The sequence below is a fragment of the Pseudarthrobacter sp. TE3704 genome, assembly GCF_056279405.1.
On record NZ_JBWCCJ010000004.1, the window covers coordinates 330,398 to 356,254 of the forward strand.

Here is a 25,857-nt window from a genome sequence, read left to right on the forward strand (position 1 = left end):
GGCGGTACACCACGAAGCCTGCGAACCAGGCCATGGACAGGCTCGCGATGCCGAGCAGGACAAGGAAGAAGATTTCAAATGCAAGTACGGACATGATGCCATCCTAACCGTTAGTAGATGAGTAGTTTGTCTATGAAGTAAGCAAGGGAACCCACGGCTGAAACAGGCGCAAGGCCCATGGCAAGGGCCGCGGGAATGTTAAGCGGAGCACCTCGGAGGGTGACCAGGCGGCGGAAGCTGGCCAGGACAGCGCCCACCACCACGCCGAAAACGGCGGCAGGGAGGACGGCGATGTCCGAAAGCACCAGCCCGGCCAGCGGTCCTGCCAACCCGGCCAGGACGATGCCCAAAGGTGCCACCACACTGTCCGGCCACCGGATCAGCCCCGCGAGCAGGGCCACGGCTGCGCTGATGGCTGCCACCAGGAGCATCTCCCGGATACCGTCAAGGCGCGCTCCGGCTATCCATCCCGCTCCCAGGCAGGACAGCAGGACCCCCACGCAGCACCCGAGGGTTGATTCGAGCCGCTGCGCCTGCCCGGTTCCGCGGATCAGCTGCACAACAAAAACCGCCATCATTCCCAGCGCCAGGAACCCCGGCGTCCAGTCCAGGTACCCCGGCGCCGGAGCCAGGGCTGCGGCGAGCGCCGAGCCAGCGCCCGGCAGGGCAATGACGGCGGCAAGCGTTTTTTTGGCGGGGATGCGGAGGAAGTGCGGCCAGCCGATGCCGACGGCGGCGGCGATCAGGACGGCGACGGCCACAAGGACCTCGCGGGAGGTGTAGACCCCGGCGATAATCGCTGCGAGTCCGGCGATTCCCACCAGCCCGATGGTCCAGGAGCCGAGCGAACGCGCGGGCGCCTGCAGATCTGCCGTCATACGGAGCCCGGCCTGTGCTTAGTCTCTGCACTCACTGCGCTGCAATCCCATCCTGGCGTAGACCGAAGGCGGAGTCCGCCCCTTCGTGGCAGGGCATGCCGCCCTGCCCCAATCCTGCCCTATATGAACGGGATATGTCGCAAAACGTACCGTTGCGGGGCGGGAATCTCTGGCTCAGAAGAGGGTGCCGGGTATACTCAAGGTTCAGCTAAACTCCCTGCGGGGATGGCGGGCCGGCAGTTGTTTTTGCCGGCCTCACGTCCACGGTGGGAGCCAGTACCGGCCGGTGAGAATCCGGTTTTAGTCGCCCAACGATGCGCGGACGGCCCTTGGAGGAACAATGTCGCACATCCTGTTATTGACGAACAGCACCGGCTCTTCGGTTGACATCCTGCCTGCCTTGGAACTGTTGAACCACCGGGTGCACATCCTCCCCGCCGAGCCCACGGCCCTGCTCGAGACGGATCCCTGCGACATCGTTCTGCTGGACGCCCGGAAAGACCTCGTGGGGGCGCGTTCCCTCACCCAGCTCCTCAAAGCCACAGGGCTGAGCGCCCCGCTGGTGCTGATCCTCACGGAGGGCGGCATGGCAGCCGTCTCCTCCGCCTGGGCAGTGGATGACATCGTGCTGGATTCAGCCGGCCCCGCCGAAGTGGAAGCCCGCATCAGGCTCTCCGTCGCCCGGGCGGTGCCCGAACAGGAAGACACCCCCAGCGAAATCCGTGCCGCCGGGGTGGTCATCGATGAGGCAAGCTACACCGCCCGCGTCAACGGGGCCCCGCTGAACCTGACCTTCAAGGAGTTTGAACTCCTGAAGTACCTGGCCCAGCACCCCGGCCGGGTTTTCACCCGCCAGCAGCTGCTCACCGAGGTGTGGGGCTACGACTACTACGGTGGCACGCGTACGGTGGACGTCCATGTCCGGCGCCTTCGCGCCAAGCTGGGCGTGGACCACGAGAACCTGATCAGTACTGTCCGCAACGTGGGCTACCGGCTGACGTTGGTGCGGCAGCAGGAAGACGAGCTCACCGAAGCCTGAGCCCCGGGGCGCCAACCCGTATAGCCTTGCCTCATGACTTCAGCGCACCCTGAGAAGTGGCCCGTCCATGTTGTCCGAGGCGGGGTTGACCAGCAGCTCCTGAAAGACTGCAGTAACCTGCTGGCTGCGGCCGAAGAGTCCGACGGGAATCCGTCCATCTCCGAGCAGACCCTGGTCACGATGCGCGCCGGAGATTCATCCGAGCACGCGCTGCTGACCCTGGCGCTGTACGCCCCCGATGAGGACTCCGACCCCTCCACCGGACAGGACCTGGCCGGCTTCGCCGCCGTGGTCGACGAACAGGACGGCAGCGGAATACTGGAGATTGCCGTGCACCCCTCCTACCGCAACCAGGGCGTCGCCGACCGCCTGGTGGGCGCGCTGAAGGAAACGCGGGGCTTTGACGGGCTGAAAGCCTGGTCCCACGGAAACCACGAGGCTGCCGCAGACCTTGCGGCCCGCTACGGCTACGAGCCCGTGCGCGAACTGTGGAAGATGCGCATGACGACGGCGGGCGCCGATCTTCCCGACGCCGGTTTTCCGGAGGGTGTTTCCGTCCGTACTTTTGTGCCGGGGCAGGATGAGGACGCCTGGCTGGCAGTGAACCGCGCGGCATTTTCGCACCACCCGGAGCAGGGCAACCTGACCCGGGCGGATCTGGAAGCCCGCATGGCGGAGGAATGGTTCGACCCGGCCGGCTTCCTCCTCGCTGAGGACCGTGACGGGCGGCTGCTGGGCTTCCACTGGACCAAGGTGCACCCGCGGCACGGTTCGCACCCCGCCATTGGTGAGGTTTACGTGGTGGGTGTGGCGCCGGAGGCCCAGGGCATGGGTCTTGGCAAAGCCCTTACGATTGCGGGCATCAAACACCTCCAAGATCTGGGGCTGCACGCGGTCATGCTGTACACCGACGCAGAGAACGCCCCGGCCGTTTCCCTGTACCGCCGGCTGGGGTTCACCCGCTGGGACATGGACGTGATGTACGGACCGGTGGCAGCGGTTAGTCCAATCGGCTGACACACGGGCCGGGAAGCCCGAAATCGAGGGCTTGCGCGAACTGAATGCTTGTAAGGTTGAAACAGAACCCCGCGGGCCGGAAGCGCCAGCATCAAGCGCCAGGTAAAGGAGATGCCATGAACCCGGAACCTTCCGGAACAGCTACGTCCCAGGATGTGGCAGTACCAGTGCGCGCCCGCTTCGGTTCCTCGGAGGTGCCGGCGTCCCGCGCCACCCAGGACCGCATCGACATTCCTGAGTTCGCGCCGAACCTTCAGCCCGAAGGCGACATCCGGCCGGACCGCTTCCTGGACCGCGAACTGAGCTGGCTCAGCTTCAATTCCCGTGTCCTGGAACTTGCCGAAGACCCCACCCTGCACCTCTTGGAACGTGTCAGTTTCCTCTCGATCTTCGCCTCCAACCTGGACGAGTTCTTTATGGTCCGGGTGGCCGGCCTGAAGCGCCGCATCGCCACGGGCCTTGCCGTTCCCTCCCCCGCCGGCCTGAGTCCGGTTGAGGTGCTGGAAAGGATCAGCGAGGAAGCCCACCGGCTCCAGCAGCGGCATGCGCAGGTGTACGCGGAGCAGATCCGCCCCGCCCTGGCCTATGAGCACATCCACCTCATGCACTGGGATGAACTGGACGACGCCGCCAAGCAGCAGCTCAGCGTGATGTTTGCCGAGAAGGTGTTCCCCATCCTCACGCCGCTGGCGGTGGACCCGGCCCACCCCTTCCCCTATATCTCGGGCCTCTCACTGAACCTGGCCGTCGTGGTCCGGAACCCCATCAGCGACAAAGAACTCTTTGCACGCGTCAAGGTACCGGACCAGCTGCCGCGCCTGATCTCCATTGACGGTCCCCGCGCCGGCGCCGTCGCAGGCCGCGTGGCCCGCTTCATCGCGCTTGAGGAAGTCATTGCCGTCCACCTGGACAAGCTGTTCCCGGGCATGGAGGTCCTGGAGCACCACACCTTCCGTGTCACCCGGAACGAGGATGTGGAGGTGGAAGAGGACGACGCCGAAAACCTCCTGCAGGCGCTTGAGAAGGAACTCCTGCGCCGCCGCTTCGGCCCGCCGGTGCGGCTTGAGGTCACCAACGACATCAACCCCAACATCCGTGCACTCCTGATCCGCGAGCTGGGCGTGGAGGAATCCGAGGTGTACTCGGTGCCCGCGCCGCTGGACCTCCGGGGCCTGTCCGTCATCGCCGGCATCGACCGGGCGGACCTGCACTACCCCAAACATGTGCCGCACACCTCCCGGTACCTCAACGAGTCCGAGACGTCCAAGGCTGCGAACGTCTTCGCCGCCATGCGCCGCCGCGACATCCTGCTGCACCACCCGTACGACTCGTTCTCCACCTCCGTCCAGGCGTTTCTTGAGCAGGCCGCCGCGGACCCCAAGGTGCAGGCCATCAAGCAGACCCTGTACCGCACCTCGGGCGACTCGCCCATCGTTGACGCCCTGATTGATGCAGCGGAGGCCGGCAAGCAGGTCCTCGCCCTGGTGGAAATCAAGGCCCGGTTCGATGAGCAGGCCAACATCTCCTGGGCCCGCAAGCTCGAGCAGGCAGGCGTGCATGTGGTCTACGGCATCGTGGGCCTCAAGACGCACTGCAAGCTGTCCCTGGTGGTCCGCCAGGAAGTGGACGGGCTGCGCCGGTACTGCCACATCGGAACCGGCAACTACCACCCCCGCACGGCGCGGTACTACGAGGACCTGGGCCTCCTGACCGCCAACGAGCAGGTGGGCGAGGACCTGTCCAAGCTGTTCAACCAGCTCTCCGGCTATGCCCCGAAGTCCACGTTCAAGAGGCTGCTCGTTGCCCCGCGTTCGGTGCGGTCCGGGCTGATTGACCGGATCGAGACCGAGATCCGCAATGCCCGCGCCGGGGTGCCCGGGAGGGTGCAGATCAAGGTGAACTCCATGGTGGATGAGGCCATCATCGATTCGCTGTACCGTGCCTCGCAGGCCGGCGTAAAGGTGGACGTGGTGGTCCGCGGCATCTGCTCGCTGCGCCCCGGCGTTCCCGGCCTCAGCGAAAACATCACGGTCCGTTCCATCCTGGGCAGGTTCCTGGAGCACTCCCGCGTGTTCGCCTTCGCCAACGGCGGTGACCCCGTGGTGTACATCGGCTCCGCGGACATGATGCACCGCAACCTGGACCGCCGGGTGGAGGCCCTGGTCCAGCTGGCGAGCGCCGACGACATCGCCTATGTCCTTGACCTGCTCAAGCGCTACATGGCACCGGAAACCGCGAGCTGGCACCTGGACAACGAGGGAGCATGGAACCGGCACCACCTGGCAGAAGACGGCAAGCCGCTTGAGGACGTCCAGTCATGGCTGCTGGCGTCCCGGCCCCGGCAGCGCAGCCTGAGCCGGCGGTAAGGGCAGCTGTTTTGTCGAGCGATGCACTCGTAGCAGACCAGACAGACCATCCGGGGGAACCAGTAGCAGTCACTGCTGCCGGCGCCCTGCCATGGCGGGTCACGAAGGACAAGCTTGAAGTCCTCCTGATCCACCGCCCCCGCTATGACGACTGGTCATGGCCCAAGGGCAAAATCGACGACGGCGAGACCGTCCCCGAATGCGCGGTCCGGGAAGTCCGGGAAGAGATTGGCCTGGACGCGCCACTGGGGATTCCCCTGCCGCCCATCCACTATCACGTGGCGTCCGGCCTGAAGGTGGTCTACTACTGGGCGGTCAAGGTCAACGGAGCCACGCTTGTTCCCGACGGCAAGGAGGTGGACAGCGTGATGTGGTGCGCCCCGGAGAAGGCGGCCACGCTGCTGTCCAACCCCTCCGACGTCGTACCCCTGCAGTACCTGCGCGAAGCCCACGAACGCGGCGAGCTGAACACCTGGCCGCTCGTGGTGGTCCGCCATGCCAAAGCCAAACCGCGCTCGTCCTGGACCAAGGCCGAAGGCGAGCGGCCGCTGGCAGCGACGGGAACACGGCAGGCGCAGGCAGTCGGCCGGCTGCTTCAGGCGTGGAAGCCGCTGCGCGTGGTGACCAGTCCCTGGCTGCGGTGCGTGGCCACGGTGGCACCCTATGCGAAGGCCGCCGGTGCCAAGGTCAAGATGGCCGAGGCACTGACGGAACACCGCCACGAGCGCAGCCCGAAGAAGACCGCGGCCGTCATCGAGTCGCTGTTCGACAAGCAGCGGGCGGTGGCGGTCTGCACGCACCGCCCGGCACTCCCCACGGTGTTCACGCAGCTCGCGAAACACATGCCGGGTGCCCTGAGCAGCCTCCTGCCGTCCGAGGAACCGTACCTGTCGCCTGGTGAGCTGGTGGTGTGCCATGTGGCTTCCGGCGGCAAGAACCGGATCGTGGCCGTCGAGCAGTTCAAGCCGTTCGACGACTAGCACCCCCAAGCCTGCTTGACCCGTCCAGCTTTGTATCAAATACTCGATACAAAGTTGCACGAATCTGGGGGCGTGGTCCGGACGCTGGCCGCGTTCTTCACAGTGCAGGCGGGTGTGCTGACGGCCAACGGACACAAGCTTCAGCTGCCGACGGTCAGGAGCCTGGCTGCGGATCTTGGCGTTGCCGTGGGAACGGTGGCCAGGGCGTACAAGGAACTTGAGGCCGCGGGTGTTGTTGAAGCACGACGGCGGGGCGGCACCATTGTTGCCGGTGTCGCCGCGGGTGCCGGGGACACGGCCCCGGCGCCGGTCCCGGAGGAGGTGACTGCCGCCGTCGACCGTTACATCGACGCCGGGCGGAAAGCGAAACTCAGCGACGAGGTCCTGCTGGACCTTCTTCGCGGCAGGCTGAGGCGAAGTTGAGACGGCTTTGCTGAAGTGCTCGAAGTAAGCCACGTAGACTTGGGGCGTGAGCATTCCAACGCCTTATGAAGACCTCCTGCGCGATGTCCTGGCCTCAGGCACGCACAAGTCGGACCGCACGGGGACCGGAACCACCAGTGTTTTCGGGCGCCAGCTGCGCTTCGACCTGACGAAAAGCTTCCCGCTGATCACCACCAAGCGGGTCCACTTCAAGTCCGTGGCTGTGGAACTCCTGTGGTTCCTGCGCGGCGAAACCAACGTGAAGTGGATGCAGGACCAGGGCGTCACCATCTGGAATGAGTGGGCCGACGCGGACGGCGACCTGGGTCCTGTGTACGGCGTGCAGTGGCGCAGCTGGCCCACTCCGGACGGCGGCCACATCGACCAGATCGCCGAGCTGGTGGAGAACCTTAAGTCCAACCCGGACTCCCGCCGGCACATCGTGTCCGCCTGGAATGTCTCCGAACTGAACGACATGGCACTTCCGCCGTGCCACGCGTTCTTCCAGTTCTATGTCGCCGACGGCAAGCTGTCCTGCCAGCTGTACCAGCGCTCCGCAGACATGTTCCTGGGTGTGCCGTTCAACATCGCCTCCTACGCGCTGCTCACGTGCATGGTGGCCCAGCAGGTGGGTCTCGAGCCCGGAGAGTTCATCTGGACCGGCGGCGACGTGCACATCTACGAGAACCACATGGACCAGGTCCTCAAGCAGCTGGAGCGGGAGCCGTACGATTACCCTCAGCTGAAGATCAACCGCAAGCCGGCATCGATCTTTGACTACACCCTGGAAGACTTCGAAGTGGTGGGCTACCAGCACCACCCCACGATTAAGGCGCCGATCGCAGTATGAGCACCGAAAACTTCACGGATCCGCAGTCCTTCACCGAAGAGCTGGCCGCCTCGGTCACCGGCGTTGGGCTGGTGTGGGCCCAGACCCCCGACGGCGTGATCGGCAAGGACGGGGACATGCCCTGGCATCTTCCGGAGGACCTCAAGCACTTCACGCGGCTGACCACCGGGCACCCGGTCATCATGGGCCGCAAGACCTGGCTGTCCTTCCCAGAGAAGTACCGCCCCCTGCCCGGGCGCACCAACATCGTCATCACCCGGCAGAAAAGCTGGGCCGACATGCCTGAGGCGGAGGGCGCCGTCGTGGTTCCTTCCCTCGATGACGCGCTGCTGGAGTCCCAGTTCGTCGACGGCGGCGACACCGTGTGGATCCTGGGCGGCGGGGAGATTTTCCGCCAGTCCACCGATCTCGCCAACGTCGCGGTGGTCACCACCATCGATGTGGAGGCCGACGGCGACACGTTCGCCCCCGAGCTTGGCACCAGTTGGGAGGCTGCGGCCTCCGTCCCGCCCGACGGCTGGCTGACCGCCGCCAACGGCACCCGCTACCGATTCACCAAATGGTCAAGGACCGAGGGCTAGGAACGTGCTGAAGAAACCTGAAACCCTCTTTGTCCTGGGGTACATGCTGCTCCCCCTGCTGGCGCTCCTGTCCGCGATCGTTGGTCTCACCATGATCCTGGGCGGCAACAAGATCGCCGGCGCGATTGTGCTGGTGGTGGTGACGCAGGTGTTCGCCTTCGGCGCCTTCTTCGCGCTGCGCGCCCGGAAAGCGGCCGTCCTGGAGGAGACCAAGCGGGGCTGACCCGGTCTGCGCTGCAGGCCCCATGGGGAGCTCACCCCATCGCGGCTCGTCTGATGCTGTCCTAGGCTGGGTGCTGCCGCGCAACGGGACGGCGGTTCGAAATATTGGGGGGATGCCTGGTGGCAGGAACTTTGTGGGGCGCCGACGTCGAGCAACTGCGCAATCTGGCGCGGGAACTGGGACGAACGTCGGATTCGCTGCTGCAGCAATCAACATCGCTGGGCAGCGCCATCAACAACAATTCTTCCTGGAAGGGCCAGGACGCCGTCAGGTTCCGGTCAGAGTGGAACGGCACACACCGTACCCTCCTCCAGCAAACGGCATTGGCGCTCAAGCAGGAATCCGCCAAGCTGCTGGAACACGCCAATCAGCAGGAGAATGCCAGTGACGCCGGGACGGGTTCCGGCGGACCCGGTCCCGGAGTAGAGGCTGGCGTTCCGTCCTCGTTCGTTCCCGTGGTTCCGGAGTGGCTTTCCAACGGTGATTCACCCTTCCGAAACGGCTGGGACGCCTACAACGGCGTCCTTGGGCTGAAGGGTGTCCCTTTGGGTCTTCGGGACATTTCGCAGTTTGATGCCCGGCATGGCCGCGAAATCGAAGCCTTGTTCGGGGCGGGTCAGGACTGGGCAGCATGGAAACGCTTTTTCAATAAGGACCTGTGGGAAGCTTCAGCGCGCGCCGATCCTTTGCGGGGCGCGTTCTCCGGTACTTCTGACCTTCTCAGCGGCAAATTCGGTGACTTCGCCGACATGGCCCGGGGTACGGGAGCAGCGGAGATCGGCCCCTGGGCGAAGTTCGGTCTCAACTCTGCGGGACATGTCCTCGGGGGAATCAGCGTTGGCTTGGATGGACTCGACACCGTCAACGCCATTCGCGCCGGAGAGACAGGTGACGCCATTAAGTCCGGCCTGAAGACCGCTCTCGGGGTCGGCTCTTTCTTACCCCCACCTGTCGGGGTGACGTGCATGGTTGTTGGCGGCGCATGGGCAGCCGTCGAACTGGTCCCGGGGGCCAAGGATGCAATCGACGACGCCTTCGATTGGGTAGGCGACACTGCTGAAGATTTCGCAGGAGCAGTCGGCGACGGTGTCAAGGACTTCTTTGGCTTCTAGAAAATGGGGACTCATAGGATGGACAGCATGACTGAGGCACAAACGGCGACAGACACCTCCGTGGGATTCGGTGTTGCAGAAATGGCCTATCTCGTACAACTGCAGGACACGGATGAATCCCGCGCCAGCGCCGCCTGGCTTCGGCTGACGGAGGAGTCCGGGAACAGGCAACTGGTCAGCGCGGGCCTGTCGTCGCTCGTCGCCCGCCGAATGGCGGCAGTCGATGGCACCAGCGTCGAGTTTGATGCAAAGGTGGATGCAGTCGCTTACACCCTCGCCCACGCCGCGAAATGGACGCAACTGGATCTGCTGATAGATGAGCACCGCGCAGACTCGGTGCTCCATGCCGGGGCCGGAAAAATATCGCTGATCTTTCAGCCGAGAACCATGATGAGTTGGTTCGTCCTTCCCCAGGATGCGCACTTCTCCAAGGAGGCGGCAGAATCCTTCATTGTTCAGGAGCACCTGCACAAGTATCCGGAAGGGGGCGTGAAGGTCAGATCTGGACGGATCCCTTCCGCACAGCAGCTTCTCATCCGTAGGGACACCCGCGGCTGGGCACACGCCATTGCGCAGGGCGACCTTGTTGGACCTGAACAGCTTGCGACGACCGGCGACGACCTCACGGCCGTACTGAGGGCTTTCGTCCATGAAACCGGAGAAAACTGATGGAAATGGATCCGGACGTACAAAAATTACTTGTCGAACGCCAGTACTTTTATGCAACGGGTATGGAACGCACCGTGCATGCCTACACAAAGGAAGAATGGGGCATCGGCGGTGCCCAGCCATCCGGGAACTACTCCGTCCACACAACCACCGGGCTTTTCGTGGTAACAGCCCTCATGACCATCCCTGCGCTCGGCGCACCCCTTCTGCTGATCATCGCACTCGCGAGCCTCAATCTGATTGTGGTTGTCTTTGGGTTGCTGGGTACCGCCCTCTTCACCGGTGGATGGCTCCTGGGCCTCAACAATCTCCGCCGCGAATTGCGGGCTTCCAAGCTGCGAAAACTGAAGGGATTGCCCAAGCCCCGCTTCGCCCTGACCGACGACCAGGCCCGTACCTGGTTTGAAGCCAACCCCTCAGGAATTGCCATCACCCGCGAAAATTTTCCGGACAGCACGCGTCCATTCCCCGGAGAACACGCGTTTTAGGGAAACTCACATGGGGCGACAGTCTACGTCCGATGCCCAGGTGCTAACCACATTCAATCGATTCGACAGGACTTCCGTGCAGAACGGCATTCAAGGCAGCAATGCGGGAAGCGGCCCCAACTCGGACGACCAAGTCCGTGCCTACCACGAACAGGCGCTGGCACGAGGTGAAAAGAGGGTCCTGTTCCGGACCGTGGAGGGCAGGCTTCACAGCTACGCCAAAGATGAGCTCGGAGTGGTTACTGCCAGTTCCCACGCCCAGGTGCGGTCCGCCGTCGGTTTCTTTGTCATGGCGGTTGTCTTCACTGCCGTCGCGGTCTTTTCCATCCTGCTGGTGGCGGGACCCACCGGCCGGGGCCAGGATCCCATGTGGAGCGGCCTGTTCCTGACCGCGGCCGGGGTCGGTGGTGCGCTGTACGCTATTCGGATGGCGAAGATGGCCTCAACGGCCAAGCGCCTCCGGGCCGAGCGGGGAATCCCGGAACCAACAGCCAAGCAATTCGACCGGTAAGGGGACAGCCTGCTGATGGTTTTCAATCGGGAAGCTGAGCGGCGAAACGACGCCGTGTACGCCGAGCACAAGGCGGCACTCGCCCGGGGTGAAAAACGGGTGCTGCGTAAAACTGATACTGGCGACCTCCACAGCTACCCCGCCGACGAGATTGGGTTCTCACCTGGCAGAGGCCAAGCGCAGGTCCGGACATGGTGGGGAATGGGAATTGTGTCTGCCTTTTTGGGGCTTTTAGCCATCCTTTCATTGGTAATTCTTCTGATCCCGGCGGGAAGCGGCGAGCAGCCCTTCTGGGGCGCCTTGTTCCTCACCGCGCTCGGAGGATCTGGGGCGTGGTACACCTTCGGCATGGCAAGGGACGAGTACCGAGCCAAGAAGCTGCGGAAAGAGCGGCAGGCACCCGAACCAGGGGCGGGACACGTCTCACAGTGATCCGCTGGCCGAGCACGAGCAGGCAGTAGCTGCCGCCCGCCGTCGACAGTTCCACCCGGGAGTGACGTAACCGACTGCGCCCAGCCGGTTCCAAAGTCTAAACTGGACGGATGACTACAGCAGCTACCCCTTCCGTCGGCCTGGTCGGATGGCGCGGTATGGTCGGTTCCGTCCTCATGCAGCGCATGCAGGACGAGGGCGACTTCGCCAACATCAACCCGGTGTTCTTCTCCACCTCCAACGCGGGAGGTGCCGCGCCGTCCTTTGCTGACGGCGCCGGCAAGCTCGAGAACGCGTTCGACATCGACACCCTCGCGAAGCTGCCCATTATTGTTACCGCCCAGGGTGGCGACTACACCAAGCAGGTCCACGGCGAACTCCGCAGCCGCGGCTGGGACGGCCTCTGGATCGACGCCGCCTCCACCCTTCGCATGAACGACGACTCGATCATCGTCCTGGACCCCATCAACCGCGACGTCATCGACAAGGGCCTGGTCAACGGCACCAAGGACTTCATCGGCGGCAACTGCACCGTGTCCTGCATGCTGATGGGCCTCGGCGGCCTGTTCAAGAACAACCTGGTGGAGTGGGGCACCTCCATGACCTACCAGGCTGCCTCCGGCGGCGGCGCCCGGCACATGCGCGAGCTGCTCAGCCAGTTCGGCACGCTCAACTCCCAGGTCAGCACGGAACTGGACGACCCGGCGTCAGCCATCCTGGACATCGACCGCAAGGTCCTGGCCCACCAGCGCACGGACATCGACGCCACCCAGTTCGGCGTTCCGCTGGCCGGCTCCCTGATCCCCTGGATCGACGCGGACCTGGGCAACGGCCAGTCCAAGGAAGAGTGGAAGGCCGGGGTTGAGACCAACAAGATCCTGGGCACCGCCGAGGAAAACCGCGTGATCATGGACGGCCTCTGCGTCCGCATCGGCGCCATGCGCTCCCACTCCCAGGCCCTCACCCTCAAGCTCCGCGAGGATCTGTCCGTCGCCGAGATCGAGAAACTCCTGGCCGAGGACAACGAATGGGCCAAGGTGGTTCCCAACACCAAGGAAGCCTCCATGGCCGAGCTCACCCCGGTGGCAGCCTCCGGCACCCTGGACATCCCGGTGGGCCGCATCCGCAAGATGGAGATGGGCCCGCAGTACATCAGCGCCTTCACCGTGGGCGACCAGCTCCTCTGGGGCGCCGCCGAACCGCTGCGCCGCATGCTCAACATCGCCACCGGCAACCTGTAACCCTCCAGCTGCCTCACAAGCGGCCCTGACCCGCTTAACCGGTGCTGTCCAGCACCGGTTAAGCGGTCCAGGGCCGCTTTTGCATGCCGGGCGTTCGATCGAGGAAAGTGGTCAGGCGCTGCTTGAGCTCTCCCGGCCGGTCCAGGTGCCTCCAGTGCAGCCGGAAGACGCGCCACCCGGTTTCCACCAGGGCATTTTCACGCTGGCGCTCTGCGAGCAACACTTCGTCTGCGGGTTTGTAGTCCGTGTACTTGGCTATGCCATCGAACTCGATGATCACCCGGGACTCCGGGTCGGCGAAGTCCGCCCGGAAGAGCCCTTCAGGAGTCGGAACCTCAACCTGCGGGGTAAAAGATTGCATCCCAAATGAGTGCAGCAGCAGCCGGGTCCGGGTCTCCCCCGCTGATTCCGACCGGCCGTCCAACACATCCAGCAGGTTGAGCACTCGGCGGCTCCCCCGCTTGACTGGGGTCTCGGACAGGAGTCCGTGCATCGTGCGCACCGAGGCTCCTTTGCGCAGCGCATGATCACCTATAACCGCGGCCTGGTCCAGCGGCAGAATGCGGGCACAGTCCAGCACCGTCCTCTCCAAACTGGTGGTGAGCATATCCCGGCCATCGGGCGTCCGGATCGTGGCTAATTCCCTGTCAGTCAGAGGAAGCCGATGAGCCTTGACGTCGCTTCCTGCGCTGCCCGGCGAATTCGCGTACTGGGTTGTCACATGGACCATCGGCTCTGCGTTCCACAGATAACAGGAGTGCAGCCTGGCGGCGCTGATATGGCTGTACCGGGCCTGGCCGCCGGTCGATTCATAGTGCGCCGTAATCAGCAGCCGATCCCGGTCCCACGGCTTGATGGTGTTCCAATACGCTTGCTGGACGTAGGCTCCGCGCCGTAGCCGGAGCAACATGCCGCTGCGCACACCCGCCGTCAATACACGCTCATCGATTCCTGCCCTGGCCAATTGGAGCGTCGAGGCCACGGCCGTACCGGGCCACCGCTCCTCAACCAGGGCGTTCAATTTCCTGGATTCCATGCTCCACAGATTGCCGGACGCTTAGACCCTCGTCAGCGCCGGGATTGCCTATGTGGACAGCGTTAGATGCATGAGCGGCCTTACCCCGCACAACCGGAGCTGGGCAGCACCGGTTGTGCGGGGTGGAGCCGGTTTTGTCGTCAGGTGTCGAGGAACTCGAGGTAGCGCTGGGCGGCTTTGGCGAAAGCAGCCTGGGCTGCCGGGCCGAGCGGCCGGGACGGGTCAAAGAGCTGGGGTACGACGGCGGCGCGCTGGCCTTTGCCCTCGACGGCCCAGGTGCCAATTACCTCTCCCCCGGCCACCAGGGTTTTCTTGAAGACCCCGTTCCCGCCGGGAACGATCTTGTTGGCATGCTCGGGCGGCAGGACCAGGCTGCGGTCCGTGTAACCGAGCAGGAATTCGTCGAAGCCGGGCAGCAGCAGGACGGAGCGCGGGCCCGGGACGCCGGTATCCAGCAGGGCCGCCGTCTCATGCGACATCCAGTAGCTGGCACCCTCAAACTCGAGTTCCACCAGCCCGCCCCTGATCGTTTCGAGGGCAGCCCGGACCTCGGTCAGCGGAATCTGCGTCCACCAGGCAAAGTCACGGACAGTCGCCGGGCCGTGACTGCGGAAGTAGCGGAGCAGGAACTCGGCAATGGCCTCCGCCCGGCCAAGGCGGCGCGAAACGGGAATCCAGTCGTCGAACGCCACGATCAGCTGCTGGTTCCCGGCCAGCGGTCCCTGCACCAGCCACCCGTGCCGGCACAGCGTTCCCAGGATGTGGATGCCCCGCTGCCCCTGGGTGGGCTGTCCGCCGTCGTCGAACAGCTTGAAGAGACCCGTGCGGCTGACCGGGCCTTCCGTGGAGATCCCGGCCAGGGCAATGTCACGGCACTTCTCGACATCCGCCCAAGTAATGCCGAGTTCGCGGTGCCGGGCGGCGATGCCCTTGGTAAGCCGGTCCGCGGTCAGCTCCAGCATCCAGCGCAGGTCCTCCGGTGCCACCAGGTGCAGCGTGCCCCGCATCGGCCACGAGCGCACGACCGTCCCCGCGTCGATGGCAGCCCGCACGTCGCTGACACCGGAACCGGTGAGTCGCACGGCCACCGCCCACAGGGCCGCCTGCAGGTCCTGCGCCTGCATCGCCGTCATCCAGCGCACCACGCCGCCTGCCGACTCCGGCCGTTCCCCCGCACCAAGAAGCCCCTGTGACGCCAGGCGCAGCCGGCCCATCATCTTGCGGTCAACACGCTTCCCCACCTGTGCAGCCATGCCCTCATCCTAGGGGCGGGGCGGGGTCCGCAAAACGACGGTTAGGGTAGGAGCATGACTTTGGGGAGTTTGTGGCAGTTGCTCGCGCGTAAAACCAAGCGGTGGATGATCGGCGGCACGGTCTGCGTCCTGGCAGGAACCGCGTTGGGCCTGCTCTCCCTCGCGGCGTTTCTGGACAGCGGCAAGTCCGAGCCCCTGCTGCTGCTCCCTTCGCTCACGCTGAGCCTGGGCGGCGGATATGCCGTACTGTTCCCCGGCATCGGTGTCAGTCCCGGCGGCGTCCGCATCCACCGCGACTGGCGCCGGCACCCCCGTGCAGGCCAGGTCCTTTGGGTCCTGTCACTGGCCGTCGCCGTGGCGGGTCTGGTGACCTGCGTCCTGTCGGGTGCATCGGATCCCCTGGCGCCCGGGCTGCTGGTCTGGCTTTTCATGGGGATCTACCTGGTCCTCACCGGCTGGGCCTCGGCCCTCATGGGAGCAGCCGAGGTCCTGCGGCACAAGGCAGCCCCGGACAAGCCGCTGGAAGCTACAGCTGCAGGCCGATAAGCAGCGGTTCCGGATGCAGCTCGATGCCAAAGCGGCGTACGACGCCGGCACGCACCTCGCGTGCAACGGCCACCACGTCCGCGGCGCTGGCTGAGCCGCGGTTGGTGATGGCGAGCGTGTGCTTGGTGGAGAGCGACGCCCGTCCCCCGGACACACTGTCCGCCGCCAGGCCAAAGCCCTTGGCGAAGCCCGCCTGGTCAATCAGCCAGGCTGCGGAAAGCTTCACCAGCCCGTCAGCACCCGCCGGATACCGCGGCGCCGACTCCGGCAGCGCCTCGGCCACCTCGGCGGGAACGATGGGGTTGGTGAAGAACGAGCCCGTGGAGTAGGTGTCCCTGTCTGCGGAATCCCACACCATGCCTTTGGAGGCGCGCAGCCTCAAGACCTCGCGGCGCACGTCGTTGGCGTAGGCGCGTTTTCCGGGCTCCACACCCAGCGACCGTGCCAGCTCCGCATAGCGGATGGGGGCACTCATCCGGCCCAGGGGAAGCTGGAACTCCACAGTCAGCACCACGTAGCGGGGCGAGCCGTTGACGGTGGTCTGCTTGAGGATGGAATCCCGGTAGCCGAACTTGAGCTCGGAGTTGGTGAAGGTCTTGACGGCATTCCGCTCGCGGTCCCAGGTACGCACCGCGGCGATGGTCTGGGAAACATCGGCACCATAGGCGCCAACGTTCTGCACGGGTGTGGCACCCGTGGAACCCGGGATGCCGGCCAGCGCTTCAATCCCGGACCAGGCGTGCAGCACCGCGTGCTCAACCAGCTTGTCCCAATTGTGGCCCGCCTGGACCACCACGGACACGCCGCCGCAGGAGTCCTCCGCATTCACGGTGAACCCTTCGGAGGCGATTTTCACGACGGTCCCGGGGAACCCGTCGTCGGAAATCAGGAGGTTGGACCCGCCGCTGATGATCAGGACCTGTTCGCCTGCCGCATCGGCCGTGCGGACGGCGTCGATGATTTCGGCCTCGGTGCGCGCCTCGATGAAGGAGCCGGCAGGGCCTCCGACGGCGGACGTGGTCAGGGAGGAGAGCAGGGTGGAATTCACCGGAACTACAGTACTTGAAAATACTTATCTAACGCAGCACCTTTAAGTACCTAGGCAAGCTTCCGGGCCACCGGCGAGAGCAGGAAGCTCACCACCAGCATCACCATCACGGCCAGCAGGGAATGCAGGATGCCCACATGCTCCGCGAGCAGGCCCAGCAGCGGCGGCCCGCAGAGGAAGGCCCCGTACCCGATGGTGGACACCACCGAGACCCGGGCAGCTGCCTTGGCGGGATCATCCGCTGCAGCGGACATGCCAACGGGGAAACCGAGGGACGCTCCCAGGCCCCACACCGCCAGCCCGGCAAAAGCCAGCCAGGGAACCGGCGCGAAGACAAACACCCCGAGCCCGAACACCGCCAGGGCTGCGCTCCAGCGCATCACCGGCACCCGGCCAAAGCGGTCCAGGACCAGGGTGCCGGCAAATCGTCCGATGGTCATGAACGTGACGAAGAGTCCATAGCCGGCGGCACCGGCGGCGTCGGTCTGGCCGTGGCCGTCAGCCAGGGCCAGCGCCACCCAATCCCCCGCCGCGCCTTCCGCCAGGGCGAGGCCCAGCACCAGCACGCCCAGAAGCAGGGTCCGCCGGTCGCGCCAGGCCTGCGCTATCTTGCGTTTGTTGTCCAGCGGTGCGTCTTCCGGGCCAGCGCCTGCCGGAATGACGGGGATAGGGCCGGTGGTGGGATCTTCGAAGTTGTCCGGGGCGTAGGTCCGCTCCACTGCCACGGGGGTGACGTCCGCGCGGAACCAGGCTGCCGCCGTCGCCACCGAGACGGCGACCACCACCCCGGCTGCGCCCAGATGCCAGGACACGGGCACAGACAACGCGGCGGCTCCCGCGCCCAGTCCTGCGCCGGCTACTGTCCCCAGGCTGAAGGCGCCGTGCAGCCGGGGCATGATGTGCCGGCCAACGGCCCGCTCCACCGCGGCGCCCTCAACGTTGGACGCCGTGTTCCAGCTGCCGGTCCCCAGTCCGATGATGGCCAGCCCGATAGCGGTTGCCACCGGGCTGGACAGGACCGAGGTGCCAAGCCCGGCCAGCAGCAGGCCAATCCCGACCAGGATGCTGCCGGTCCTGATGGTCCTCTTGGATCCCAGCCGGAGCACGATCAGCCCGGACGCGGAGACGGAGGCAAACGACCCCAGGGTCATGCAGAGCAGGAGGACCCCGATGTTGCCCGGGGTGAGGTCCAGCGCGTCACGGATGGCCGGAAGCCGGGAGACCCACGAGGCAAACGCCAGGCCGCTGGCAGCGTAGGCCACCACCACGGCATTGCGCCAATGCGTAACTTCGGCGGTGCTGGCCCCTGTTGCTGCCCGTGAGGTCAAGGGGCGCTCAGGAAAGCTTGACGACGGCCTGGGCCTTCATCAGGACTTTTTGCCCGGCCGAGACCACGGTGAGGTCAACGCGGGCGGTGCCGGCATCGGCGTCGAGCTTCCCGATGGTGCCGCTGACCTCGATAGTGGCCCCCGGTTCTTCGGTCCCGGTGGTGTCGGTGACCAGGACCGGCTTGGTGAAGCGGGTCTGGAAGTCGACGACGGCAGCCGGGTCCCCGGCCCAGTCGGTCACCAGCTGGACGGCCGAGCCCATGGTGAACATGCCGTGCGCGATGACGCCGGGCAGTTCCACGCCGGTGGCGAAGCCCTCGTTCCAGTGGATGGGGTTGAAGTCCCCGGAGGCACCGGCGTACTTGACCAGGTCCGTCCTGGTGACCTCGACGGTGCGGCTGCCGATCTCCTGGCCGGCGCTGAGTTCATTGAAACTGGGGCTCATGGCTACTGTCCCTCTCCGCGGACCAGGATGGATGACGTGGTGGTGGTGACCGGTTCCTTGGAATCGTCGGCCGCCAGGGCAAAGATTTCGGAGCGCGTGGTGATCATCGCGCCGCCGCCCATGGCCCGGACGCCGTCCACGTGCAGTTCTGCCACCAGGCGGTCGCCGGCGAAGATGGGCCGGTGGTGGGTGAAGCGCTGGTCCGCGTGGACCACGCGGGAGAAATCGATGCCGGCGTCCGGGTCCTCGATGAGCTGCGCGTCCGCGCGCTGGGCGATGATGATTGCGAAGGTGGGCGGGGCCACCAGGTCGCTGTGGCCCAGGGCCTTGGCTGCATCCACGTCGAAGTGTGCAGGGTGGGTGGCTTTGACGGCGCGGGCGAACTCGCGGATTTTCTCGCGGCCAACGTCGTACACCTCTGCGGCAGGGTAGCTTCGGCCCTGCAGATCCGGATTGATAGTCATGGCTTCAACCCTATCGCCCGCCCGTCAGGGGGCAGAAAACCGCGCGGAAACAGCTACCGGCGCAGGTTCTTGCGGATGGCCTGGCCGCGGACCACGATGCCGGCGATGTGCAGGAGCAGGCCCAGCCCGATCAGCGGCAGCGACGCGGTGGCCAATCCCTGGTTGCCGCTGGTGTTGCCCACCAGGTTCAGGATGATGCCGACGGCGATCAGGCCCATCGCGCTGAAGACCAGGACTTTGTAGCGGGTTGGCGCGGTGGCCCAGAATTCGTTCAGCACCGTCCCAGTTTACCGGCTGCCTAGAACAGGGGTTCCTGCACCGCCGGTACGTCCGAGGCGAAGTCCCCCAGGACTATGGTGCGTGCCGCCAGTTGGCCCAGGTTCACCACAAACTCGGCGTCGGTCCCGTCCAGCCGGGCCAGCGCGATGAGTCCGCTGAGCGCCGCGATATGGAAGCCGTGCCGCCCGCTGTCCAGCGGATACGGGTAGGCGTGGCGGGCCGCGGGGACGCAAAGGCGGGAGGCCTGTGCCGGACGCACCCACTGCTCGTCCAAAATGGCAAAGCCCTCGACGGCGGTGCCCGCCAGCAGGCCGCGGACTTGGCCAGCATGCCGGGCGTTGAGGGCGTCCAGTTCGGCTGGTGCGAGCGGCTGCAGCAGCGCCTCCGACTTCGCGGCGGACCGCACCTGCTGTGCCAGCCCGGCTTCGGCCGTCACCAGGTCCTCCAGGATCCGCACCACGCGGCCGTCCTGTGCCCTGGCCACGTACCTGGCCGTCACGGCGCCCTGCTCTGCGAGCCGGTGCCATTTCCGGGGCCCGGACGCCGTTCCCACCTTGCTGCCGCCGCCGGCGAAGGTGGCCACATACAGCCAGTGCTCCTGCATCAGGTAGTCCCGCAGGCCGGGGGTGACGCGGCCGCCGCGGTGAAAGTCGTGGATCAGCCGGGACTCGTCGAGCATGAAGCAGCGTTCGCACTGCTTGCCCTTGGCTGCCGGGGCGCCGGCCGTACACAGGATATGGTCACGGCGCGTGGACGAGTGGACGCGAAGGTGGCCCAGGCAGGACCTGCCGTGCTCAATGACGTGGAAGCCGAGCCGGGCACCCGGGTGGAGGCTGAGCTGCCGGAAGTCCCCGGAGGGTGACTGAAGGCGCAGAACCGGGGCGCCGCCGTCGTACTCCGTTGCGGAAGCCGGCGGCCCATCCCAAAAGACCCCGTGGACCAGATAGCGGGTATCGGTCACGGGGTCTCCTGGAGTGGAAAGCGGGGCGGCTACAGCGCCGGCTGCACGCCGAAGGCTACCGCGAGCTTCATGATCTTTTCGGCGCGGCCCAGGCGGGGCAGGTCGGAGCCGTCGCGGATGACACGGCCGTTGGCCTCGAAGTCGGCCATGAAGTCGGTGGCCCAGGCGACGTCGGACGGCGTGGGGCTGATGACCTCGTTGATGACGGGGGTCTGGTCGATGGCCAGGCAGAGCTTGCCGGTCATGCCCATCATCACGGTGATGCCGGTCTGCTCGCGGAGGATGGGGTGGTTGGTGCCGACGGTGGGGCCGTCGATGGGGCCCGGCAGGTTGCCGACGCGGCTGGCGACCACCAGCTTGGCGCGGGGGTAGGCCATGGCCTCGGCGGTGGCGGCCATGCCGGTGTCGCGGCGGAAGTCGCCGGAACCGAAGGCCAGGCGGAAGGCGCCCTGGGCCCTGGCGATGTGATTGGCTTCCTCGATGCCCAGGGCGGATTCCACCAGCGGGATGACGGGAGTCTTGCCGTCCATGCGGTGGAAGCTCTCGGTCACCTGGTCCGCTGATTCGGTCTTGGCGAGCATGACCCCCAACAGGCCGGGCGTGCCGCGCAGGCCGGCGAGGTCGTCAGCCCAGAACCGGCTGGTGGCATCGTTGATGCGGACCCAGGCCTTGCCGCCGGCCGTGAGCCAGTCCACCACGTTGTTCCGCGCCTGGTCCTTCTGCGACGGGTCCACGGCATCTTCAATATCCAGGATGATCGAGTCGGCGCGGGAGACTGCCGACTGGTCGAAGAGCTCGGGCTTCATGGCATTGACCAGGAGCCAGGAGCGGGCGATCTCTGCGGGGATATTGCGTTCGGGCCGTACAGTTTCGGCGGCGATGGTAGACGTCATGTATCTACCGTATCCGCCCGGCAAGCAGCACGTCGAAGAAAACGGCCGGCATGTGAGGTTCAATACGAACTAAACCCCATATGACTCAATCCTGATCAAAGTAGGTGGCAGCAAGTGTCGTTATGGGGCTCCATAACGACACTTGCTGCTACCCACTTGGGGAGGTCAGGGGATGTTGCTGCCCCGCGCCGTCACCCAGAGCCGGTACCAGTCGGCGCGGGTCAGTTCCCGGGCCATCCGGGCAGCGTCGGCACAGGCACGGATGCGGTCCGGGTTGACCGTCCCGATTACCGGCGCGATGCCTGCCGGGTGCTTCATCAGCCAGCCGAGCAGCACGGCCTCGCCGGAGGTGCCGTGCTCGTGGGCCAGCGCGGCCACCAGCTCCGAGGTGGCGGACTCGGCGGAGGTGGGGCTCTCCGGTTCCGCGCCGGTGTACAGGCCGCGGGCCAGCGAGCCGTACGCCTGCAGGGTGATGGAGTTGCGGGTGCAGTACTCCAGCGTGCCGTGCGGAAAGCTGTAGTCCAGGTGCTCGGGATGGTTGACCAGCACCTGGCTTTCCAGCCAGGCCCGCTTGAGCAGGCTCATCTCCAGCTGGTTTGCCACCACGGGCGTCTCCAGCCGGTCCTGCAGCACCTCGATCTGCGCGCCGGACATGTTGGACACACCCAGCTGCCGGACCTTGCCTTCAGCCATGAGTTGCCCGACGGCGGACGCCACCTCCGCGGGGTCCGCCAGAGGATCGGGGCGGTGCAGCAGGAGGATGTCCACGTAGTCGGTCCGTAGCCGTTCCAGGCTCCCGTTGACGCGCTCAAGTATGGCGTCGCGGCTGAGGTCATAGTGGGTCTGCAGGCCCCTCTCGTTCAGCCGGATTCCGCATTTGGTCTGGAGCCTGATCCGGTCCCGCAGCCCAGGCGTGCCGGCCAGCACTTCCCCGAAGACCGCCTCCGACTTGCCGCTGCGGTAGATGTCCGCATGGTCGAAAAGCGTGATGCCGGCGTCCAGGGCAGCGTGGACGGCGGCAGCGGCCTCGTCCACATGGCTGCTCCCATGCGGCTCGTCGGACCAGCTGCCGCCCAGGCCCATGCAGCCGTAGATCAGCTCCTGCAACGGATGACTTCCCGCATCAGCGCAGCCACGCGGTGGTATTGGCCGGCAGCTTGCCGTCCTCCAGCGGTGCGCTGCTGACCAGCACGGTTCCGGCAGGACGGTCGACGGCGGTGTCCCCGAAGTTGGTTACTGACTGCCAGCCGTTGGGGCGGCGGAAGTGCAGGACCTCGGGGTTGCCGGCCTCGACCCATTCGAGTTCCTCGTCCGTCTGCAGTTCATGGCGCAGCTTCAGCGCGGTGCGGTACAGCTCCAGGGTGGAGCCTTTGGTGCCGTCCTGCGCCTCGACCGCGTACTTGCTGAACCAGTCCGGCTGGGGCAGGTGCGAGCCGCCCTCGCCGAATCCGAAAGAGGTGCCCTCCACCTTCCACGGCAGCGGCACGCGGCAGCCGTCGCGGCCGATTTCCACTCCCTTGTTGCGGAAGAAGGACGGGTCCTGGCGCTCCGATTCCGGAATGTCCGCCACTTCCTGCAGCCCCAGCTCCTCGCCTTGGTACAGATACGCGGATCCCGGGACGGCGAGCATCAGGAGCGTGGCCGCGCGGGCCCGGCGTTCGCCCAGCTCCACGTCCAGTTCCTCTGCGGGTCCGCCGGCGAGCAGCCAGTCCTTGCCGTCCTGGCCCTTGGTGTGCCCCTTGCCCTTGGACACCTGAGGCAGCCCGTAGCGGGTGGCATGGCGGACAACGTCGTGGTTGGAGAACACCCAGGTGGACGAGGCGCCGGTGGCGGCCGCTTCGGCGAGGTTGCGGGTGATGATCTCCTGGTATTCGGCGGCGTCGAAACCGGCCTGCAGCAGGTCGAAGTTGAACGCCTGGCCCAGGCCCTGCGGGCTGGCATAGCGGGCGCGCCGGGTGGCGTGGACCCACGCTTCCGCGACGGCGGTGCGCGGCGGGTTGTACTCGTTGAACACCTCGCGCCATTCGGCGTAGATTTCGTGGACTTCGTCGCGGTCCCAGAACGGGTGGGTGCCGTCGTCGAATCCGTCCACGCCGGTGTTGGCGGCGCTCAGTTCCAGCTTGGAGAGCAGCGGCTCGGTGAGGTCCTTGGTGAGGGCGTGGGCCACGTCCACCCGGAAACCGTCCACGCCGCGGTCCGACCAGAAGCGCAGGGTCTTGAGGAAGTCGTCCCGGATCTCCCGGTTGGACCAGTTCAGGTCCGGCTGCTCCTTCGCGAAGATGTGCATGTACCACTGGCCGGGGGTGCCGTCCGGCTCAGTGATGCGCTCCCACGCTGATCCGCCGAACACGGAGTCCCAGTCCGACGGCGGGAACTCGCCGTTGGGGCCCTTGCCGTCACGGAAGATGTAGCGGTCGCGGGCCGGGGAACCCTTCGGGGACGCGAGGGCTTCCTGGAACCACTTGTGCCGGTCGGAGGAGTGGTTGGGCACGATGTCCGCGATCAGCTTGATGCCGGCGTCGTGCAGGGCCTTGGCCATCTCGTCGAAGTCGTCCAGGGTACCGAGCTTGGGATCCACATCGCGGTAGTCGTCAACGTCGTAGCCGCCGTCGGCGAGCGCTGAGGGGTAGAAGGGGCTCAGCCACACAGCATCGATCCCCAGCGACTTCAGGTACGGGACCTTGGACGTGATGCCTTTCAGGTCTCCGATGCCGTCACCGTTCGAATCGGCGAAGCTGCGCGGATAGATCTGGTAGACGGACGCCTGGCGCCACCAGTTGGGATCGGCCGGACGGTCGGAGTCGGACAGGGTTGCCAGGGTGGCAGTGGTGGACAAGGGGTGATCCTTTTCTTCTGGTTCGGCGTATATTTATTTTGACTCTAAATTTACTTCCTCGAATGTTATCTGGTGTGGTCCGCAGAAAGGTCAACAGCATGCCTGAAATGCCCCTTGCCACTCCAAGCCTGCTGCGGCGGGTCAGTGCCGGCGCCGTGCTGGAGTTCATGCGCCTCTCCGGCGCGGTGACGGTTACGGAGGTCATGGACGCCACCGGCCTGACGAGGGCAACCGCCATTTCCGTGTGCGAGGACCTGAAGGACCGAGGGTGGATCCGCGAGCTGGAAAACCAGCGGGCCTTCGGGGACTACCAGAAGGGGCGGCCGGCCCGCAGGTTTGAACTGAACCACCGGGCCGGCGTGGTCCTTGGCCTGGACATCGGCTTTTCCAAGGTGACGGCGGTTGTTGCGGACTTGCGGGGCAAGACCGTGGCCAGGTTGAGCCGGCGTTTTGATGTCGCCGACCTTACTGCCGTCCAGCGCATCAGCTTTATCGACCAGGTGGCCATGACGGCGCTGGACAGCGCTGCTGCCGGGCCGGAGGAAGTCCTCGCTGCCTGCGCAGGCGTTGCCGCCCCCGTGGACCGGCACGGCGACGTGCTCGCAACGCAGAAATTCTGGGGCCTGTTCGATATTGACCTGCGGGCGTCCCTGAAGGACCTTCGGGGCTGGACGGTGCTGCTGGAGAACGACGCCAACCTGGCGGCGCTCGGGGACCGCTGGCTGGGCGCGGCCGCCGGCGTGGATGACGTGGTGGTCATCCTCGCCAGCGAACGCCTGGGCTCCGGGGTCATCGACGGCGGCCGGCTGCTGCACGGCAGCCGCGGCAGCGCCGGCGAGCTGGCCTTCCTGGACCTGGTGCAGGGTGTGGGCGACACCTATGGCATCGCCCACCTTGCCCGGACCTGGGCAGCGGAAGCCGTGGCCGGCCCGGCAAAGACGTCCCTGCGCATCCACGCCCGCAATGGCGCCGAGGCAGAACAGGTCTTCGCCGCAGCGGCATCCGGCGATGCCGTGGCGCAGGACATCCTGGAGCGCCTGGCAGACAGGATGGCCCGCGTCATTGGCACGGTGGCCACCATGTGCAACCCGGAGCTTGTGGTCATTGGCGGCGCGGTGGCCAACTCGGCCGGTGTGCTGCTGGACCCTATCGCCGCACGGCTGCCGGAATTCACGGCCACTCCCCCGCGCATCGCCGTCTCCCCGCTGGGCGACGCCATGGTGACTGTTGGAGCGGTCCGTGCGGCGCTGGACTACGTGGAGAAAAATTCCCTCGACCTGGAACTGTCCACAACGGTCAGTTAAGCGACTCCAGGGCGGCAGCAACCGGCAGCGAGCCGTCGCAGAACTCGATCGTCCGGCCCGCCGTCTCCGGCAGGTCCAGCACGGCTGCTGCCACGATGGCCGTATTGCTGCGCGACGTTCCCCGTCCGTCCTCCCCCGCAGAGGGGTTGACCTTGATCATGCCCGTGCCGGGTTTATCGGTCAGGGTGCCCGGCCCCAGGATTGTCCACGCGAGGCCAGTCGCGCGCAGGTACTCATCAGCCGCGGCTTTCGCCTCGGCGTAGGCAAAAAAGCCGTTGTCCTCCGGCACCCCATGGTCCTTGCGCGCCCCGAGGTAGGACACCATCACGTAGCGGTTCACGCCGGCCTGCGCTGCGGCGTCCATCGACCGGATGGCCGCGTCCCTGTCCACGGCATAGGTCCGCGAAGGGTTGCCGCCGCCGGCACCGGCAGACCACACCACGGCGTCGTGGCCCTGCAGCGCGGCGGCGATGTCCGCCGTCGTGGCATTTTCGATGTCGAGGACCGACGGCGTTGCGCCGGTTTCCGCGACATCGGACGCATGGTCCGGGTTGCGGATGAACGAGGTGACGCTGTGGCCTTCTTCCGCGAGGAGGGTGGACAGGTGGAGGGCCACTTTGCCGTGGCCGCCGATGATTGCGATTCGGGTCATGG

The 25,857-nt window shown here is 66.0% G+C and carries 29 protein-coding genes; 16 read left to right on the forward strand and 13 right to left on the reverse strand.

Annotated elements, in window-relative coordinates:
* Positions 1 to 110 precede the first annotated feature (110 nt).
* Positions 111 to 878: a permease gene (locus ACZ9BC_RS12660; protein WP_476246212.1), complete on the reverse strand. Its 768-nt coding sequence runs from the start codon at positions 876 to 878 to the stop codon at positions 111 to 113.
* 340 nt (positions 879 to 1,218) lie between these two features.
* On the opposite strand from ACZ9BC_RS12660, the gene ACZ9BC_RS12665 reads away from it, so the two are divergent.
* The 14 genes from ACZ9BC_RS12665 to asd all read left to right on the forward strand — a co-directional run bounded on the left by ACZ9BC_RS12665 (position 1,219) and on the right by asd (position 12,810).
* Complete coding sequence (locus tag ACZ9BC_RS12665) at positions 1,219 to 1,917, forward strand: winged helix-turn-helix transcriptional regulator (protein WP_079596642.1); 699 nt, start codon at positions 1,219 to 1,221, stop codon at positions 1,915 to 1,917.
* 33 nt (positions 1,918 to 1,950) lie between these two features.
* Positions 1,951 to 2,934 (forward strand): mycothiol synthase, encoded by a 984-nt coding sequence (gene mshD, locus ACZ9BC_RS12670; RefSeq protein ID WP_476246213.1) that lies wholly within the window; start codon positions 1,951 to 1,953, stop codon positions 2,932 to 2,934.
* A 116-nt stretch (positions 2,935 to 3,050) separates the two neighbouring features.
* On the forward strand, positions 3,051 to 5,300 hold the full coding sequence (locus ACZ9BC_RS12675) for an RNA degradosome polyphosphate kinase (protein WP_476246214.1): 2,250 nt from the start codon (positions 3,051 to 3,053) through the stop codon (positions 5,298 to 5,300).
* Between the two features lie 11 nt (positions 5,301 to 5,311).
* Positions 5,312 to 6,280, forward strand: a complete 969-nt coding sequence (locus ACZ9BC_RS12680; protein WP_476246215.1) for an NUDIX hydrolase — start codon at positions 5,312 to 5,314, stop codon at positions 6,278 to 6,280.
* 54 nt (positions 6,281 to 6,334) lie between these two features.
* Complete coding sequence (locus ACZ9BC_RS12685; RefSeq protein ID WP_476246216.1) at positions 6,335 to 6,703, forward strand: GntR family transcriptional regulator; 369 nt, start codon at positions 6,335 to 6,337, stop codon at positions 6,701 to 6,703.
* A 46-nt stretch (positions 6,704 to 6,749) separates the two neighbouring features.
* The gene (locus ACZ9BC_RS12690) at positions 6,750 to 7,553 is read left to right on the forward strand and encodes a thymidylate synthase (protein ID WP_079596638.1); all 804 of its coding nucleotides are present in this window, start codon (positions 6,750 to 6,752) and stop codon (positions 7,551 to 7,553) included.
* Positions 7,550 to 8,134, forward strand: a complete 585-nt coding sequence (locus tag ACZ9BC_RS12695) for a dihydrofolate reductase (RefSeq protein ID WP_476246217.1) — start codon at positions 7,550 to 7,552, stop codon at positions 8,132 to 8,134. The genes ACZ9BC_RS12690 and ACZ9BC_RS12695 overlap by 4 nt, the downstream gene beginning before the upstream one ends.
* Before the next feature lie 4 nt (positions 8,135 to 8,138).
* The gene (locus ACZ9BC_RS12700) at positions 8,139 to 8,357 is read left to right on the forward strand and encodes an NF038396 family protein (RefSeq protein WP_115525250.1); all 219 of its coding nucleotides are present in this window, start codon (positions 8,139 to 8,141) and stop codon (positions 8,355 to 8,357) included.
* 119 nt (positions 8,358 to 8,476) lie between these two features.
* Positions 8,477 to 9,469, forward strand: a complete 993-nt coding sequence (locus ACZ9BC_RS12705) for a WXG100 family type VII secretion target (RefSeq protein WP_476246218.1) — start codon at positions 8,477 to 8,479, stop codon at positions 9,467 to 9,469.
* Between the two features lie 27 nt (positions 9,470 to 9,496).
* Positions 9,497 to 10,138, forward strand: a complete 642-nt coding sequence (locus tag ACZ9BC_RS12710) for a hypothetical protein (RefSeq protein ID WP_476246219.1) — start codon at positions 9,497 to 9,499, stop codon at positions 10,136 to 10,138.
* 62 nt (positions 10,139 to 10,200) lie between these two features.
* Positions 10,201 to 10,626 carry a hypothetical protein gene (locus ACZ9BC_RS12715; protein ID WP_476246220.1) on the forward strand — a complete coding sequence of 142 codons (426 nt, stop codon included), beginning with the start codon at positions 10,201 to 10,203 and terminating at the stop codon, positions 10,624 to 10,626.
* Positions 10,627 to 10,636: 10 nt separating this feature from the next.
* A complete protein-coding gene (locus tag ACZ9BC_RS12720; protein WP_476246221.1) occupies positions 10,637 to 11,137 on the forward strand; it encodes a hypothetical protein in 501 nt (166 codons plus the stop codon).
* A gap of 15 nt (positions 11,138 to 11,152) precedes the next feature.
* Entirely contained in the window at positions 11,153 to 11,569 is a 417-nt protein-coding gene (locus ACZ9BC_RS12725; protein ID WP_476246222.1) for a hypothetical protein, read from the forward strand.
* Positions 11,570 to 11,679: 110 nt separating this feature from the next.
* A complete protein-coding gene (gene asd, locus ACZ9BC_RS12730; RefSeq protein ID WP_476246223.1) occupies positions 11,680 to 12,810 on the forward strand; it encodes an aspartate-semialdehyde dehydrogenase in 1,131 nt (376 codons plus the stop codon).
* Between the two features lie 58 nt (positions 12,811 to 12,868).
* On the opposite strand, the gene ACZ9BC_RS12735 is transcribed toward asd, so the two are convergent.
* Both ACZ9BC_RS12735 and ACZ9BC_RS12740 read right to left on the reverse strand, forming a co-directional pair.
* On the reverse strand, positions 12,869 to 13,846 hold the full coding sequence (locus ACZ9BC_RS12735; protein ID WP_476246224.1) for a hypothetical protein: 978 nt from the start codon (positions 13,844 to 13,846) through the stop codon (positions 12,869 to 12,871).
* Between the two features lie 140 nt (positions 13,847 to 13,986).
* The gene (locus ACZ9BC_RS12740) at positions 13,987 to 15,099 is read right to left on the reverse strand and encodes a winged helix DNA-binding domain-containing protein (RefSeq protein WP_476246225.1); all 1,113 of its coding nucleotides are present in this window, start codon (positions 15,097 to 15,099) and stop codon (positions 13,987 to 13,989) included.
* Positions 15,100 to 15,153: 54 nt separating this feature from the next.
* Here ACZ9BC_RS12740 and ACZ9BC_RS12745 point away from each other — a divergent pair, with 54 nt between their 5' ends.
* Positions 15,154 to 15,645: a hypothetical protein gene (locus ACZ9BC_RS12745; RefSeq protein WP_476246226.1), complete on the forward strand. Its 492-nt coding sequence runs from the start codon at positions 15,154 to 15,156 to the stop codon at positions 15,643 to 15,645.
* Here ACZ9BC_RS12745 and ACZ9BC_RS12750 read toward each other — a convergent pair.
* The 9 genes from ACZ9BC_RS12750 to ACZ9BC_RS12790 form a co-directional block, all read right to left on the reverse strand.
* Positions 15,626 to 16,693, reverse strand: coding sequence for a UDP-N-acetylmuramate dehydrogenase (locus ACZ9BC_RS12750; RefSeq protein WP_476246227.1), 1,068 nt, complete (start codon positions 16,691 to 16,693; stop codon positions 15,626 to 15,628). The genes ACZ9BC_RS12745 and ACZ9BC_RS12750 overlap by 20 nt on opposite strands.
* A 50-nt stretch (positions 16,694 to 16,743) precedes the next feature.
* Positions 16,744 to 18,021: an MFS transporter gene (locus ACZ9BC_RS12755; RefSeq protein WP_476246228.1), complete on the reverse strand. Its 1,278-nt coding sequence runs from the start codon at positions 18,019 to 18,021 to the stop codon at positions 16,744 to 16,746.
* A 7-nt stretch (positions 18,022 to 18,028) separates the two neighbouring features.
* Complete coding sequence (locus ACZ9BC_RS12760; RefSeq protein WP_476246229.1) at positions 18,029 to 18,466, reverse strand: MaoC family dehydratase; 438 nt, start codon at positions 18,464 to 18,466, stop codon at positions 18,029 to 18,031.
* A 2-nt stretch (positions 18,467 to 18,468) separates the two neighbouring features.
* On the reverse strand, positions 18,469 to 18,930 hold the full coding sequence (locus ACZ9BC_RS12765) for an FAS1-like dehydratase domain-containing protein (RefSeq protein WP_476246230.1): 462 nt from the start codon (positions 18,928 to 18,930) through the stop codon (positions 18,469 to 18,471).
* 53 nt (positions 18,931 to 18,983) lie between these two features.
* On the reverse strand, positions 18,984 to 19,208 hold the full coding sequence (locus tag ACZ9BC_RS12770) for a DUF3188 domain-containing protein (RefSeq protein WP_275727684.1): 225 nt from the start codon (positions 19,206 to 19,208) through the stop codon (positions 18,984 to 18,986).
* 20 nt (positions 19,209 to 19,228) lie between these two features.
* On the reverse strand, positions 19,229 to 20,170 hold the full coding sequence (locus tag ACZ9BC_RS12775) for a DUF2797 domain-containing protein (RefSeq protein WP_476246231.1): 942 nt from the start codon (positions 20,168 to 20,170) through the stop codon (positions 19,229 to 19,231).
* 29 nt (positions 20,171 to 20,199) lie between these two features.
* Positions 20,200 to 21,063, reverse strand: a complete 864-nt coding sequence (locus ACZ9BC_RS12780; protein WP_476246232.1) for an HpcH/HpaI aldolase/citrate lyase family protein — start codon at positions 21,061 to 21,063, stop codon at positions 20,200 to 20,202.
* Between the two features lie 165 nt (positions 21,064 to 21,228).
* Complete coding sequence (locus ACZ9BC_RS12785; RefSeq protein WP_476246233.1) at positions 21,229 to 22,170, reverse strand: aldo/keto reductase; 942 nt, start codon at positions 22,168 to 22,170, stop codon at positions 21,229 to 21,231.
* A gap of 16 nt (positions 22,171 to 22,186) precedes the next feature.
* Positions 22,187 to 23,899 carry a glycoside hydrolase family 13 protein gene (locus ACZ9BC_RS12790; RefSeq protein WP_476246234.1) on the reverse strand — a complete coding sequence of 571 codons (1,713 nt, stop codon included), beginning with the start codon at positions 23,897 to 23,899 and terminating at the stop codon, positions 22,187 to 22,189.
* 98 nt (positions 23,900 to 23,997) lie between these two features.
* On the opposite strand from ACZ9BC_RS12790, the gene ACZ9BC_RS12795 reads away from it, so the two are divergent.
* Entirely contained in the window at positions 23,998 to 25,203 is a 1,206-nt protein-coding gene (locus tag ACZ9BC_RS12795; protein WP_476246235.1) for an ROK family protein, read from the forward strand.
* On the opposite strand, the gene ACZ9BC_RS12800 is transcribed toward ACZ9BC_RS12795, so the two are convergent.
* Positions 25,196 to 25,855 (reverse strand): SDR family oxidoreductase, encoded by a 660-nt coding sequence (locus ACZ9BC_RS12800; RefSeq protein WP_476246236.1) that lies wholly within the window; start codon positions 25,853 to 25,855, stop codon positions 25,196 to 25,198. The genes ACZ9BC_RS12795 and ACZ9BC_RS12800 overlap by 8 nt on opposite strands.
* Positions 25,856 to 25,857 lie beyond the last annotated feature (2 nt).

What these genes read in the sequence shown, in the direction of transcription:
- mshD (WP_476246213.1), top strand. Translation starts at nt 1,951, where the DNA reads ATGACTTCAGCGCACCCTGAGAAGTGGCCCGTCCATGTTGTCCGAGGC.
- ACZ9BC_RS12745 (WP_476246226.1), top strand. Translation starts at nt 15,154, where the DNA reads ATGACTTTGGGGAGTTTGTGGCAGTTGCTCGCGCGTAAAACCAAGCGG.
- ACZ9BC_RS12665 (WP_079596642.1), top strand. Translation starts at nt 1,219, where the DNA reads ATGTCGCACATCCTGTTATTGACGAACAGCACCGGCTCTTCGGTTGAC.
- ACZ9BC_RS12760 (WP_476246229.1), bottom strand. Translation starts at nt 18,466, where the DNA reads ATGAGCCCCAGTTTCAATGAACTCAGCGCCGGCCAGGAGATCGGCAGC.
- ACZ9BC_RS12765 (WP_476246230.1), bottom strand. Translation starts at nt 18,930, where the DNA reads ATGACTATCAATCCGGATCTGCAGGGCCGAAGCTACCCTGCCGCAGAG.
- ACZ9BC_RS12715 (WP_476246220.1), top strand. Translation starts at nt 10,201, where the DNA reads ATGGAACGCACCGTGCATGCCTACACAAAGGAAGAATGGGGCATCGGC.
- ACZ9BC_RS12740 (WP_476246225.1), bottom strand. Translation starts at nt 15,099, where the DNA reads ATGGCTGCACAGGTGGGGAAGCGTGTTGACCGCAAGATGATGGGCCGG.
- ACZ9BC_RS12720 (WP_476246221.1), top strand. Translation starts at nt 10,637, where the DNA reads ATGGGGCGACAGTCTACGTCCGATGCCCAGGTGCTAACCACATTCAAT.
- ACZ9BC_RS12710 (WP_476246219.1), top strand. Translation starts at nt 9,497, where the DNA reads ATGACTGAGGCACAAACGGCGACAGACACCTCCGTGGGATTCGGTGTT.
- ACZ9BC_RS12725 (WP_476246222.1), top strand. Translation starts at nt 11,153, where the DNA reads ATGGTTTTCAATCGGGAAGCTGAGCGGCGAAACGACGCCGTGTACGCC.
- ACZ9BC_RS12660 (WP_476246212.1), bottom strand. Translation starts at nt 878, where the DNA reads ATGACGGCAGATCTGCAGGCGCCCGCGCGTTCGCTCGGCTCCTGGACC.
- asd (WP_476246223.1), top strand. Translation starts at nt 11,680, where the DNA reads ATGACTACAGCAGCTACCCCTTCCGTCGGCCTGGTCGGATGGCGCGGT.
- ACZ9BC_RS12800 (WP_476246236.1), bottom strand. Translation starts at nt 25,855, where the DNA reads ATGACCCGAATCGCAATCATCGGCGGCCACGGCAAAGTGGCCCTCCAC.
- ACZ9BC_RS12795 (WP_476246235.1), top strand. Translation starts at nt 23,998, where the DNA reads ATGCCTGAAATGCCCCTTGCCACTCCAAGCCTGCTGCGGCGGGTCAGT.
- ACZ9BC_RS12780 (WP_476246232.1), bottom strand. Translation starts at nt 21,063, where the DNA reads ATGACGTCTACCATCGCCGCCGAAACTGTACGGCCCGAACGCAATATC.
- ACZ9BC_RS12735 (WP_476246224.1), bottom strand. Translation starts at nt 13,846, where the DNA reads ATGGAATCCAGGAAATTGAACGCCCTGGTTGAGGAGCGGTGGCCCGGT.
- ACZ9BC_RS12695 (WP_476246217.1), top strand. Translation starts at nt 7,550, where the DNA reads ATGAGCACCGAAAACTTCACGGATCCGCAGTCCTTCACCGAAGAGCTG.
- ACZ9BC_RS12675 (WP_476246214.1), top strand. Translation starts at nt 3,051, where the DNA reads ATGAACCCGGAACCTTCCGGAACAGCTACGTCCCAGGATGTGGCAGTA.